The organism is Gracilibacillus oryzae, from assembly GCF_009498735.1.
In the GTDB taxonomy this organism is placed as follows: Bacteria; Bacillota; Bacilli; order Bacillales; family Amphibacillaceae; genus Gracilibacillus; species Gracilibacillus oryzae.
In genome coordinates this window covers 12,316-25,984 of the sequence record NZ_ML762425.1, presented here as the reverse complement: position 1 = coordinate 25,984, position 13,669 = coordinate 12,316, and the positions used below count along the sequence as shown (strand labels likewise).

Here is a 13,669-nt window from a genome sequence, read left to right as displayed (position 1 = left end):
AATGAAGCTTTATCAGCGATTGAACATGGAACGTATGGCAAATGCGATGAATGTGGTGCCGATATTCCTGCAGATCGTTTACTGGCAATGCCGACAACAAAAAAATGTATACAGCATGCCGATCAATATGTTGAAAAAACCAGACCCGCAGAAGAACATGTAATCCCTGCTAACCTTAATGATGATCTTAATCAGGAAGAAGCAACCCTTTTTGATGCAGAAGATGCATGGCAACGCGTCGAACAATTCGGTTCTTCGGATGGTCCTTCTGATTTTTACGATTCAGAAAAAAGCTATGATGACATGTATTTTAATTCTGATGAATTAGTTGGCAGTGTAGAAGAATTAGAAAGCTTCCTGCTTTCCGATATTCACGGAAAATTCATTGGTGTAAATGAAAACCATGAACGTTATGAAGATTACTTGGACGAAAATGATGTTGGGTCTATTTTATATACAGAAAGATAATAGAAAGGCAACTGGAAAATTCCAGTTGCTTTTCCACGCTACTCTAAACGTTTTGCAGGCGATTGAATATGACCTTTTTGGGCTACTTCAGTAAATATATTTTCCTGTTGATTATCCTGGCTATTTATGGTGCCTTGTAATTGTGCTATTTGATTCTGCAATTGCTTCAGATCCTTTTTAGTAATTGGCTGGGCATCATCTTTTAACAGATAGCCTAATGTTCCATTCGGCTCCAGTGTCGCCCACTCCACATCTTTTATGTTCTTAATACTCTGTTGTCTTAATAACATTTCCAACAGGTCTACTGATATCCTGAATTTTTTAAGGTTCTGCTCATTTATTCGGCCATTTTCAATAAGGATTATTGATTTGCCTGTAATAAAGCTCTCAAATTTATCTGACTTTATCTGTGTAAACTCTACAAGAATAAGTGTGAGAATTAAAACAGCACTTACCCCAAATGTCACCCATATATTTTTTCCTGATACTGGTTGAATCAGTAAGGATCCGATCGCAATCATTAAGACAGTCTGAGCAAGAGTCATTTGAGATATGGATTTCCTTCCAGCAATTCTCAATAGTAATGTTCCTACAATAATTATCAGTATAGCCTTCCAAATCCAATCAAGTTCCAATTCACTCATCCTTCCACATTATTAGTGCATGGTCAAAATGTCGGCAAACAAGATGCAAGAAGGTCGAGGCGGTGCAGTGAGGAGCATCGGAATGTATGGTTTGATTCCGCTTTTTGAACACCCTCTATTATTAGGTGAAATACTCTAATTTAGCATTAGGAAAGAATTTCTTCATATAGTTAAACAACTCTGTCTTAATCTCCTCTTCCTCTTCTTTTGTATAAATATATTTACCAATTCCGTATCTTCCCCATTTGTATCTTCGTTTGGACTCATCTAACTCTAATTTTGTCATTGGGTAATTTTTTTCAATCACTCGTTTTGCAGGTTTGGTAAATCTGTGCTGAATAAATTCGAAGGTAATATCTCGCTTCGCATCTTCAGGTAATTCTTCATGCAGACGTTCAAACATGTGATAATAACCTTCCTGCCAATTCTCATGCAGGTAAATGGGAGCAACAATAAACCCAAGTGGATATCCTGCACGAGCCACCTTCCCTGCTGCTTCTATTCTTTGTGCTAACCTTGAAGTTCCTGGTTCAAAATACTTAATTACATAATCTGCATTAATACTAAACCGAAATCGGGTTTTTCCGTTATGTTGGGCATCTAGCAGATGGTCAACATGATGAAATTTCGTTACAAAGCGTAACTTGCCATATTCCGATTGTCCAAAAAATTCTATCGCTCTTTTAAGAGTATGTGTTAAATGATCGATCCCGACAATATCTGAGGTACAGGATGCTTCGAATCGTGTAAATTCAGGAGCTCTCTCTTCCATATAGTTTGATGCTGCATCAAAAATCTCTTCCACATTCACATATGTCCGGATATATGGCTTACTACCCATCGTTGTTTGTAAATAACAATAGTGACAGTGCCCCATACACCCTGTGGCAAATGGAATGGCATATTCTGCTGACGGTTTGGATGTATCAAACTTTAAAGTCTTTCTCATCCCTACAACAAGTGTAGATTTCGCATTTCGGTACTTTTGAAAATCGTTGTCACCTGGCAGATTTCTCACTTGGTTATGGGAGGTTGTATAACGGATTTCCACATCCATCTTTTTAAATTTTTCCAACAGCTCTTCACCCAAAGGATAATCCAAAGCCTTCGGTTCAAAGTAGACTAGTTGTGGCTTAAATGGTTTAATCATCGTATAAATCTCCATCAAAGTAATGATGATAAGCAGCCTCTGCTGATTGTTCATTCGGATATACAGCGATTTCACTTGAAAGTGGATAATAGGTTTCATATAAAAACAGTGCCAAACCATCAGGATTCTCAGGATCTCTTACAACAGCGGCCTCTTGAATGTTTGCTACATCTTGTGTATGTGGATTGCGATAAAAAACATACACTACGTCTCCAGCTTTATAATGATTATAGTCAGTTGGTTCTAACATTTCACTACCTCCCCTATTTTTTCTATTTTTAGGTTGCCATTTACCTTTCGTTTATATGAGTTCCATTTATTAGAAACAGATACACTAATTAATTTTTAGCTTGTTAGATACAATAAAAAGAATCAGGCACATATTTAATAAGGGGTGAACTGTTTTGCCATTTACCACTGACAAACCAGCATTATATTTCGAGACTACAGGTACGGGAACTGCTTTGCTCTTTATTCCCCCACCTGGGATGGGTCATTTAACTTTCCGTTACCAGCAAAAGCTGCAAAAGACATGCAAAATTATTACCTTCGATATCAGAGGCGACTGTCGCAGTGAAAGAGGTGATCAGCCGATAAGTATGGAAGTGTTAGTCGAAGATGTGAAACGCATTTTGGATATAAATAAGATAGAAAAGGCAATTATATGCGGGTATTCTAATGGAGGGTCCATTGCACAAGCTTTTGTTTCCGATTATCCGGAACGGACCCTCGGGCTGATTCTAATTGGCGGATACTACGAAGTAAGCAGTTTTTTATTAAAAAAAGAATATCAGATAGGAATTTGGATTGCTAAGCAGAATTGGATGAAAATCCTTGCTCTTGGCCTGTCCAAAAATCACTTTCGCCATCAGGACGCTGGCAATGAAATGTATCACGAAATAATGAATACAGATTCGGGAAGCTTAGCTGATCAATACAGGATAGGAATGCAGCAGATAAACAAACAGTATCTTGATCAACTGAGTTGTCCATTACTCTTGATTTATGGGCAGCGAGATTATTATATTCATGATTATCAACACCTGTATAAATCAAAAGTAAATGATGTGGAAATTGTTTATATTGAGAAAGCGAAGCATCAAGTACCAACAAAGTATTATAATGAATGCAATGCCGTAATAATGAATTGGATGTTTAATAAGTCACTGATATAAAGTGAGACTATGATCAGTAGGGGTATTACAGACGGTTGACGCTGTGATAAATTCTTTTTTATCCATCTCCAATCCCTTGACATGCCTTGTTATTTATACTAAATTTATAGATGTTAGCACTCAAGGTATTTGAGTGCTAAGCTTTACATATAGAAAATGCAGGAGGTTTAGGAGATGGAGAAAAAACAGTTTCAAGCTGAATCGAAACGTCTGCTGGAAATGATGGTCCATTCCATCTATTCGCAGAAAGAAATTTTCTTACGGGAATTAATATCCAAGGCAAGTGATGCCATTGATAAAATTTATTACAAGGCACTGACAGATGACAGTATTTCTTTCAACAAAGATGACTATTATATTCGGATCCAACCTAATAAAGACAATAGAACATTAACAATTAAAGACACTGGTATTGGAATGACACAAGAAGAACTTGAGGAGAACTTAGGTACAATTGCAAAAAGCGGTTCTCTGGCATTTAAAAAAGAAGTGGAAATGCAAGATGGACAGGAAATTATCGGCCAGTTTGGTGTTGGATTCTACTCTTCCTTCATGGTAGCAGATAAAGTGACAGTTTATACACGTGCATTACATAATGAAGAAGGATACAAATGGGAATCTGATGGACAAGATGGATATACAATTGAACCATACAATAAAGAAGATGTCGGAACAGAAATTGTTATTCATGTAAAAGAAAATGCCGAAGAAGAAAATTATGATGAGTTTCTTGATGAGTTTGGATTAAAATCGTTAATTAAAAAATACTCTGACTTTATTCGTTACCCAATCAAAATGGATGTTACGGAAAAACAGCCAAAAGGTGACGATGATGATGAATTAGTTGATGTAACAGAAGAGCAGACAATTAATAGTATGGTACCAATCTGGCGCAAAAACAAACAAGAACTGCAAGATAAAGATTATCAATCCTTTTATCAGGAAAAACACTTTGGTTTTGATAAACCATTAAGCCATTTGCATGTAAGTGTTGATGGAATGGTTCGATTCCAATCTATCTTATATATCCCTGAGCAGCTGCCATTCAACTATTACTCTCAAGACTTTGAAAAAGGCTTAGAGCTGTATTCAAATGGTGTCTTAATTATGGAAAAGTGTGCCGATCTATTACCAGACTATTTTAGCTTTGTGCGAGGAATTGTAGATTCTGAAGACTTGTCCCTGAATATTTCGCGGGAGATATTGCAGCAAGACCGTCAAGTTAAGTTAATTGCCAAAAATATTGAGAAAAAGATCAGCAATCACCTTAAGAGTTTGTTAAAGAATGACCGGGAAAAATATGAAAAGTTCTTTGATTCATTTGGCCGTCAATTAAAATACGGTGTTTATAGTGACTTTGGAGCAAATAAAGATAAGCTGCAAGATTTACTCCTTTTCTATTCATCAAGTGAAAAGAAATTAGTCAGTCTGAAGGAATATGTTGAACGTATGCCTGAAGATCAGGAACATATTTACTACGCGACAGGTGAGTCACATGATCGCATTGAAAAGCTTCCACAGACGGAAATGGTAAAAGACAAAGGCTATGAAATCCTCTACTTCACTGATGAAGTTGACGAATTTGCAATTAAAATGTTATTGAATTATGATGACAAAGAATTTAAATCTGTATCAAGCGGTGATCTGAATTTAGAAGACGAAGAATCAAAGAAAGAAGCCGAAAAGCAGAAAGAGGAACATAAAGACCTTCTTTCTGATATGAAAGAAATCCTGGGAGACAAAGTAAAAGATGTTAAATTATCTACTAGGCTAAAGTCTCACCCTGTTTGTTTATCCGCTGAAGGTGATGTGTCAATAGAGATGGAGAAAGTTCTTCGTCAAATGCCTGATAACCAGAATATCCAGGCAAACAAAGTATTAGAAATCAATAACAAACATGATATTTTCCAGGCATTAGTAAAGGCACAAGAGACAGACAAAGAAAAAGTAAAATTATATACCAATATATTATATAACCAGGCACTGTTAATCGAAGGTCTTCCAATCGAAGATCCTGTTGCATTAACAAATGATATGTGCAAAGTAATGGTTTAAATACAATTTAGAGCCTTCATTCCTGCTGAATGAAGGCTTTTTCTAATGACTAATTTCCAATAATCTGCACAAGCTACTGGTATAGTTTATGTGTGGAGGGAATTCATTTGAAAAAAAATGTCGCACAAAAGTTAATCGAGTCACACTTAATTGATGGTGAAATGAAAGCAGGTATGGAAATAAGCTTAAAAATTGACCAGACTTTAACACAGGATGCTACAGGAACGATGGTCATGCTCGAACTGGAGGCAATGGACTTAAAGAAAGCAAAAACTGAAGTTTCTGCCCAGTATGTTGATCACAATGTTATTCAGGAAGATTATCGCAACGCAGATGACCATTTATTTTTAAGAAGTGCTGCAAGAAAATTCGGCATTTATTACAGTCGACCAGGTAATGGTGTCAGCCATCCAGTACATATGCAGCGACTCGCTAAACCAGGAAAAACGCTGCTTGGTTCTGATAGTCACACATGTGCCAACGGTTGTATGGGTATGCTTGCAATGGGGGCAGGGGGAATTGATGTAGCGATGGCAATTGCAGGAGAGCCATATCATGTAAAGATGCCGCAAATTATGGGAGTGAGACTGACTGGTAAGCTTCCTGATTGGGTCAGCGCCAAGGACGTTATTTTAGAAATGTTGAGAAGACATGATGTTAAAGGCGGTGTTGGCAAAATTATTGAATATTATGGTCCAGGTTTGAACTCTTTATCAGCAATGGACCGACATGTTATTGCCAATATGGGGGCAGAACTTGGAGCAACAGCGACTGTATTCCCTTCCGATGATGTGATTAAAGAATTTTTGCAAAACCAGGACCGTGAAGCTGACTGGATAGAATTAAAAGCTGACCGTGGGGCTGATTATGATATTGATGAAGAGATTGACCTCTCAACAATAGAGCCTCTTATAGCAAAGCCTTCCAGTCCGGGGAATGTAGTGCCAGTAAGTGAAGTTGCTGGTGAGAGCATATACCAGTCATATGTAGGTTCTTCCGCTAACCCTGGTTATCGCGATTTCGCTATTACTGCTGAAATTGTGAAAGGGAAAAAAATAGCACCTGGTATCTCGTTTGATATTAATCCGACCTCAAGGCAGTTGTTAACACAGCTAAGTGATAATGGTTATATAGGTGATCTATTAGCAGCTGGTGCACGGATGCATCAAGCTGGCTGTAATGGTTGTATCGGTATGGGACAAGCACCTGCTACTGACAGAAACAGTTTACGCACAACACCAAGGAACTTCCCCGGCAGATCTGGAACAAGAGAAGACAGTGTGTTTCTGTGCAGCCCTGAAACTGCTGCTGCATCTGCATTAACTGGAGCTATTACAGATCCGCGTACATTAGATATGAAATATCCTAAAATAAAAGCACCAAAACATGCCGGCGATGATGGAATGATGGAAGCACCGCCTGAAGATAATAAAGAAGTACAGTTAGAAAAAGGTCCTAATATTACATCATTACCTGACTTTGCTCCAATTGAAAACAACTTTGATCTGCCTGTCTTATTAAAAATGGCTGATAATATTTCCACAGATGAAATTTTAGCAGGTGGTGCGAAAGTTTTACCATATCGAAGCAATATTCAAAGAATCAGTACCTTTGCATTCGAAATTGTTGATGATACCTATTATGAACGAGCAATGAAAGCAAGGGATGATCATGGTCATGCTATCATAGCAGGATTCAATTATGGTCAGGGATCGAGTCGTGAACATGCCGCACTGGCACCAAGATATCTAGGCTTGAAAGTGGTAATAGTAAAAGACTATGCCCGCATTCACTTACAGAATTTAATAAATTTCGGAATTTTACCATTACGTTTTGTTCATATTGAAGATTATAAAAAAGTACAAGAAGGTGCAGTTCTTTCCTTCCGCAATATTCACGAAAAAATGAAGCAGCTTACAAGCTTTGATGTAGAAATTAAAGACAGCGGTGAAACGATCCAAGTGGAACATGATTTGACGGAAAGACATATCGACATTATTCTTCAGGGCGGGATCATCAATTGGATAAAAAATAAAGCTTAAGAAAGGATTTTTCTAATGGGATCACAAGAGATGAAATGTAAAGCATGTGAAGGATCAGGAATGCTAATGGATGATGAACAATGGCATTATACTTGTTCCATCTGTAATGGAGATGGATTTGTTTCCAGATATGAAGAAGATCAGCATACGATTATCGATACAGATGTGAACCATCGGATAATTGATTAGTTAACAGTAATTTTTTGTTAGGTATATAAAAAGCTGCCAATACTCGATTGGCAGCTTTTTTGTTAATATTATAATCAGTAATTCAAAAACTTTACACAAACAGGTTCAGGTACCTGTACATCTTTCTGCACTAAAGTTAACGTCCCATTTTCTTTGTCACGTTCAAATAAAACTAATGTATCTGACTCTTGGTTAGAAGCAATGATAAATTGCTCTGTCGGATCCAGAACAAAATCTCTTGGCCAATTACCTTCTGTATCTGTCCATGCAATAAAAGAAAGTGTAAAGTCATCTTCTACTTTGTATACAGCAATCGAGTTATGCCCACGATTCCCTGCGTAAACAAAATTGCCGTCTGATGAAATATGAATAGCACTTCCTTGACTGTTTTCCGTAAAATCGTCAGGTATTGCAGGTAAATATTGCAATGCTTCAAACTTTCCTTGACCTGCATAACGTAGTGTAATCACTTCATTACTCAATTCTGTCATTACATAAGCATATTCTCCGTTGGGATGAAAAACAAGATGTCTTGGCCCACTCCCGGCCTCTGTTTCAAGAACACTGACTTTTTCAAGCTTCCCATTTTCATGCTGATAACTTGTCACAGTATCTGTTCCTAAATCAACTACCACCACATATTTTTCATTAGGTGTAAATCCTGCATAGTGTAAATGTGGCTTCTCTTGTCGTTCGTGGGGACCAGTGCCGTCATGTTCCGCACTTGCCGGCTCATTTATGGAACCATCATCATTCGTTTTATATGCTTCAACAAGCTTCGTATGATAATTTGCAGCAACAACTAAGCTTTTGTCACTATTTATACTAACATGACAAGGAGGTGATCCTGCTGTAGCTTGACTGTTTAATTTAGTTACATCACCATTTTCTTTAATGGAAAATGAAGTCACCCCGCCTTTATCCCCTTCTTTTGATACAGCATATAGCTGTTGGTTGTCATCACTCACTGTCACATATGTAGGATTGTCCAATTCTGCAGCCAGTTGTACGTTTTCCAATTCTTTTTTTTCCGTGTTCAGTTCGAAGCGATAAACACCTTGACTTGCCTTTTTCGTATATGTACCGACATATCCAATGTACTTGTTCCCCATATTTTTCCCTCTTTTCTGAAAATATTTATTGTTTCATTATAGCAAATCAATGAAGATAATTCTAATAATGAAGAAAGTGTTGAAAGATCTAATAAAAGATCCTTTCAACACTTTATGTTTATATCATTATCCCATGTTTGCCGGATTTTTTCCTTTTCGCATTTGGTAATAAGCATAAGCCCCAATTCCGATTGAAGCAAGCATTGGTAACATTGCATTACGTCTACGCATAAGTATCCCTCCTATTCATTTGGGTACACTTATACTATCTCCAGACAAACACGATGTTATGTTGGACAAATATTGGCTTATTGAAATTTACTTCCCACAAATAGAAAATATAATATAAATAATCCAATGGTAAAAGGTAATGCACCAATCAAACTTAAGCTCATACCGTTATACCCGCCGACTATCTCATTTCCAACCAAATAAATGATAACACCGGTGGCACAACTGGCAAACCCCCACCAGTAAGGCAGTTTTTTCCACAAACTATAAATACCACCAATAATAAATAAACATAAAAAGATCCATGGAAGGACAACATATATTATGAAGCTCATGCGCTTTCATCCTTTACCTACTTTAATCACTACCATTATAACCCTTTTCATAAAAGAACAAAAGTATCTGAGTTCAAAAGCTGATCAGCTATGCAGGAATCCAGCTATCCTGTTTCATTAGAAAAACCAGAAGCTTTCTATGCTCCTGGCTTTATTTCATTTAAATGTTGATAATGTTGTTTGATCATTTTTCTTGCCCGAAATAATCTTGTTTTTACTGCTGATTCTGATATATTAAGAATTGTTGAAATTTCCGAATCACAATATCCTTTGACTACTTTTAAGTAAAAGACAGCTTGTAATTTCTCACTTGAATGATGTATACATTTTTTTATCTCTTCTAACGTTCCAATTATAGCCATTTCTTCTTCAATATGTTCTACAGAACAAATTTTTAATTCTTCTATATTTATCTCATCATCAAGCAAAACCATCTTGGTCCTTTTTTCTTTGCGCAACAAATCAATAGCAGTCCGGGAAGTGATCGTTCGCAACCATGCAGCCAGTTTATCAATTTTATTTTGATCTATTGAGCATCGATGTACTTTTATCCATGCTTCCTGCACACAATCTTCTGCAAGCTGCCGATCTTTCAACACTTGGAATGCAGCGTAGTACATCATCTCCTGATGTTTATTCACTAAATCTTCAAAACATAACTCCCTGTTCTCCGTAACGATCATTTTGATCACCTCCCTTATTTACTATTCATATTTTTCTAAGACAAAATCCGGTAATTGATCTTCACGTATCTTGAAAGAGGTCATATATTCCTCACTCCTTGGACCAAATGCTGCTATCGTCCACTCACCCTCATAATCATGTTCTTCCTCAAGAGCTGCTAACTGTGCGATTTGCTGTTGATCCACTGTTGTAAAAACATCTGACAGTTCACTTTCTGAAGCGCCGGGAACATTTGCTAAGTGTTCTTCATATGATGAATCTTCATGTCTAATTGCAATCATTGCAACATCCTGCTCAGCGAGACTGAAAGCTGCTTTATACCCTTGATTCCGAAGCAATTCTAGCGTCGTAGTATAACTGCTTGAAACTCCTATATGTCTATAATAGTTACTATCCTCAGTTGATAAAAATTCGATTGTTAGATTGAAATCCTGCTGCAGCATTTCTTCAAATGTTTCATTTAAATAATCCTGTCTTAAAGCCTCAATTAGAGGATCCTCCAAGCTAGCTGGTATATTTACACTATCAGAGTACGAACTGTGGAGCCCTAAATGGAAGTTATCCTTATCATCATGAAATAACCAGAATTGGTTCATTTTCTTATATGCTTCATTTTCATACACTGGTTCTAAAAATTGTTCATATTTCTTAACAGAGGGGATAAAATATTGACGCTTAATGTGATTTCCATTGGTCAAATGATAGTCAATATATAATTCTGTTGAATATACATTCCATTCTCTTCCAGACTGAAAATCCCCATTATCAATTATTTTCTGATGAAATTGAGTAATAGTTTTTATTAACTCTTTGTCTTCTATCTCAGGTAATTCACCTATTCCATCCAAATCACCACTATAATAGGAATGATTTTGTAAAATTTGCACACCTTGCACGTCTTCTGCATCTGGTACCCTTGTTTCAAAACCATACCAGTCAAATACAAGTGATGCGATCACTACTAAAGCTATTCCGATATAGATAAAGAAACCTTTCCATTCACCGAACACACGCCATGTTTTTTGGATTAGCATTTCTGCTAGCAAATACCCGATAAATGCTCCGAATATATAGCCAAAGATTACCCAGCCTATAAGCTGTTCCTGAACCAAACCAAAATAGGTTCCAAACAGCAGCATAAAGCAGAGGGTTACACCAACTTTAAATATTGGTTTGAGATGTCTAAACAATAATGTTTGAGTTGCTGATTCTACTGGACGAATACGATAAAGAATAAGTGCAGCTATATAACAAATCACTGCAAGAACAGCATAGATCCAGATAGTTGGATTAAGAATTCCATTTAACTCTAGCGAGTATGCAGTATGAATAAGCGGTGATAAACTTGTCAGGTTCTCTTCCCACAAATAACCTGCTGAGAATCCATTTAATAATAGCTCTATATTGTAAATAAAAAGAAATACAATACCTACAGGAAAAAATAAGAAAATATAACTTAACATTCCCTGCACTGCGGAAATCCCTGTAATACCACCTATTAATGCAGTAAATGAATACAATAAACTAATCATAACGATTGTAAAAATTAGCCATTCCCAAATATGCTGCTGATTGTAAATGATATCAACATCCATCGTACCTTCCATTACTAAAAGGATAAAACCGATAACTAATATGGGCAGAATAATCATCGCATAACCCATAAAGAAATAATGCTGAAACAGGCGGTTTCTTGATAATGGCAAACTGTGAATAAAATCAGCCGACCCTTTTACTTGCATGTAACGAAAAGCAAATATGCCGGCAAGAACAGGAACGACAAAAATACTAATTACCTGGAATGGACCATTAATATCAAAAAGATTTTCAATCCCGTCAAAATAATATTTATAGCTTTCATCTTGCTCTCTTGATAAATCCATGACAATTTGCAGTGGCAAAATAAAGGTCAATGCCAGAAAATATGCTATACCGATCCATCCTGTTGTTCGAAATCCCTGTTTTAATAATTCTTTTTTAAAGAAGAATGTTTTCGATTGCATATCCAGCACCCTCCATTTCGTAAATAAAGATTTCTTCTAAAGTTAGTGGTAATATATCGAAGACAACAGGGTTAAACTGATTTATTTGTTTTTCAATATCTTCATATTCCCCGCGGATGATACATACATAAACACTGCCTCGCTTTTCCTGATGTAACACATGTAATCCGGCAAAGATATCATCATTCGTTTCTTGCTTGAATGCTAATTGCACTTTATGAATATCAGATTTTAAATCATCAAGTTCTTTCTCTAATAACAAATTACCTCGATGAATAATGCCAACAGCATCACATATGTCTTCCACTTCAGATAAGTTATGTGAAGAAACAATTACCGTCATTTCCCGTTCTGCAACATCCTGAATTACCCATGATTTTATCTTTTTTCGGATAACTGGATCAAGACCGTCAAATGGTTCATCTAAAATTAAGTAATCAGGCATTGCGCATAGTGCTAACCAGAAGGCAACCTGACGTTGCATCCCCTTTGAAAAACGGTGAATTTTCTTGTTTGGGTCAAGATCTAATAAATTCTGCATTTGCACAAATCGATTTTGATTCCAATTCGGATACATATTCTGGTAAAATTTCGCCATCTGATTTGCTGTGTATTGTGAAAAAAAGAATAATGTATCAGGCAGAAAAATAATGCGCTCTTTTAAAGGAATATTTTCAAACACTGGCTTTCTCTCGATTTCGACAGTACCAGAATTTTGTTTCACAATACCTGAAATTGTTTTTAACAGAGTTGTCTTTCCCGCTCCATTTGAACCTAATAAACCATAGATAGAGCCTTTATCCACCTTTAAAGATATATCTTTCAATACAATATCTTTTTCGAATTTTTTATTCACGTTTTGCACTTGTATCACTTGGCTCACCTCCAATGATCTCTTCTAGTATTTCCTTTAAATCGTTGACGGTAAGACCAATAAATAAAGCTTCTGCAATTTGCTTTTTCAATTGTTCTTTCGCTTCCTTAATTTGTTGCTCATTATTTTCTGCTACCATTTGACTCACAAAACTTCCCTTCCCTTTCACAGAATATATATAGCCTTGTGTTTCCAATTCGCGGTATGCCTTTTGAATTGTGTTTGGGTTGATCGATAATTGTTGTGCCAGTGTCCTTACAGATGGTAACTGTTCGTCTTGTTTTAACACATCATTAATAATCAACTGTTTTAATTTATCTACAAGTTGTTCATATATCGGCTTTCGACTTCGCAAATCGAGCTCAAACATAGCCCCCCTACCTTTCTACTGTATGGTGTGTATTAAGTGTATTAACTGTATTATTATATTTAGTACAGTTATATTATATGATAAAAATTTGAAAAAGCAATAGTTTTTTTAAAAAAAGTTCCCATCGAGTTTAAGTCCTTTACCATCAATTGGCCGGGACATAACAAAAATAGTTATCATTTAAAATTAATAGATTGAAAAGCATTTTTATTATTTCTCCTTCTGCGTCATAGTATGGTGATGTCCCGAATGCTTTGAGTCCTTAAATTCTTCTGCGTCATGGCATGAGATGGCTCCCGAATTCCTTGAGTTCTTATTTCTTCCGCTTCATGGCATT

At 36.4% G+C, this 13,669-nt stretch carries 14 protein-coding genes; 5 read left to right on the top strand and 9 right to left on the bottom strand.

Annotated features, from left to right (window positions below):
• Positions 1-468 (top strand): TraR/DksA family transcriptional regulator (locus F9U64_RS02825; protein ID WP_228275574.1); only part of this gene is annotated, 468 nt, incomplete at its 5' end.
• Positions 469-506: 38 nt separating this feature from the next.
• On the opposite strand, the gene F9U64_RS02820 is transcribed toward F9U64_RS02825, so the two are convergent.
• From F9U64_RS02820 to F9U64_RS02810, 3 genes are all read right to left on the bottom strand, one after another.
• Positions 507-1,103 carry a DUF421 domain-containing protein gene (locus F9U64_RS02820; RefSeq protein WP_153401485.1) on the bottom strand — a complete coding sequence of 199 codons (597 nt, stop codon included), beginning with the start codon at positions 1,101-1,103 and terminating at the stop codon, positions 507-509.
• Between the two features lie 130 nt (positions 1,104-1,233).
• Complete coding sequence (gene splB / locus F9U64_RS02815) at positions 1,234-2,262, bottom strand: spore photoproduct lyase (protein WP_153401483.1); 1,029 nt, start codon at positions 2,260-2,262, stop codon at positions 1,234-1,236.
• Positions 2,255-2,512 carry a transcriptional regulator SplA domain-containing protein gene (locus F9U64_RS02810; RefSeq protein WP_153401481.1) on the bottom strand — a complete coding sequence of 86 codons (258 nt, stop codon included), beginning with the start codon at positions 2,510-2,512 and terminating at the stop codon, positions 2,255-2,257. Before F9U64_RS02810 ends, splB begins: the two co-directional genes overlap by 8 nt.
• A 154-nt stretch (positions 2,513-2,666) precedes the next feature.
• Between F9U64_RS02810 and F9U64_RS02805 the strand changes: the two genes are divergently transcribed.
• The 4 genes from F9U64_RS02805 (at position 2,667) to F9U64_RS22585 (ending at position 7,723) form a co-directional block, all read left to right on the top strand.
• A complete protein-coding gene (locus F9U64_RS02805) occupies positions 2,667-3,437 on the top strand; it encodes an alpha/beta fold hydrolase (protein WP_153401479.1) in 771 nt (256 codons plus the stop codon).
• A gap of 174 nt (positions 3,438-3,611) precedes the next feature.
• Positions 3,612-5,492 (top strand): molecular chaperone HtpG, encoded by a 1,881-nt coding sequence (gene htpG, locus F9U64_RS02800; RefSeq protein WP_153401477.1) that lies wholly within the window; start codon positions 3,612-3,614, stop codon positions 5,490-5,492.
• 107 nt (positions 5,493-5,599) lie between these two features.
• The gene (locus tag F9U64_RS02795) at positions 5,600-7,534 is read left to right on the top strand and encodes an aconitate hydratase (protein ID WP_153401476.1); all 1,935 of its coding nucleotides are present in this window, start codon (positions 5,600-5,602) and stop codon (positions 7,532-7,534) included.
• 30 nt (positions 7,535-7,564) lie between these two features.
• A complete protein-coding gene (locus F9U64_RS22585) occupies positions 7,565-7,723 on the top strand; it encodes a hypothetical protein (RefSeq protein WP_228275573.1) in 159 nt (52 codons plus the stop codon).
• A gap of 74 nt (positions 7,724-7,797) precedes the next feature.
• Here the strand turns inward: F9U64_RS22585 and F9U64_RS02790 are convergent, their stop codons facing one another.
• From F9U64_RS02790 to F9U64_RS02765, 6 genes are all read right to left on the bottom strand, one after another.
• Positions 7,798-8,835, bottom strand: a complete 1,038-nt coding sequence (locus F9U64_RS02790; protein ID WP_153401474.1) for a lactonase family protein — start codon at positions 8,833-8,835, stop codon at positions 7,798-7,800.
• 308 nt (positions 8,836-9,143) lie between these two features.
• A complete protein-coding gene (locus F9U64_RS02785) occupies positions 9,144-9,401 on the bottom strand; it encodes a hypothetical protein (protein WP_153401472.1) in 258 nt (85 codons plus the stop codon).
• Positions 9,402-9,538: 137 nt separating this feature from the next.
• Complete coding sequence (locus tag F9U64_RS02780) at positions 9,539-10,084, bottom strand: RNA polymerase sigma factor (RefSeq protein ID WP_153401470.1); 546 nt, start codon at positions 10,082-10,084, stop codon at positions 9,539-9,541.
• 21 nt (positions 10,085-10,105) lie between these two features.
• Positions 10,106-12,088 (bottom strand): ABC transporter permease, encoded by a 1,983-nt coding sequence (locus tag F9U64_RS02775; protein ID WP_153401469.1) that lies wholly within the window; start codon positions 12,086-12,088, stop codon positions 10,106-10,108.
• Positions 12,063-12,962 (bottom strand): ABC transporter ATP-binding protein, encoded by a 900-nt coding sequence (locus F9U64_RS02770; protein WP_153401467.1) that lies wholly within the window; start codon positions 12,960-12,962, stop codon positions 12,063-12,065. The genes F9U64_RS02775 and F9U64_RS02770 overlap by 26 nt, the downstream gene beginning before the upstream one ends.
• The gene (locus tag F9U64_RS02765) at positions 12,937-13,332 is read right to left on the bottom strand and encodes a GntR family transcriptional regulator (protein ID WP_153401465.1); all 396 of its coding nucleotides are present in this window, start codon (positions 13,330-13,332) and stop codon (positions 12,937-12,939) included. The genes F9U64_RS02770 and F9U64_RS02765 overlap by 26 nt, the downstream gene beginning before the upstream one ends.
• Positions 13,333-13,669: the final 337 nt, after the last annotated feature.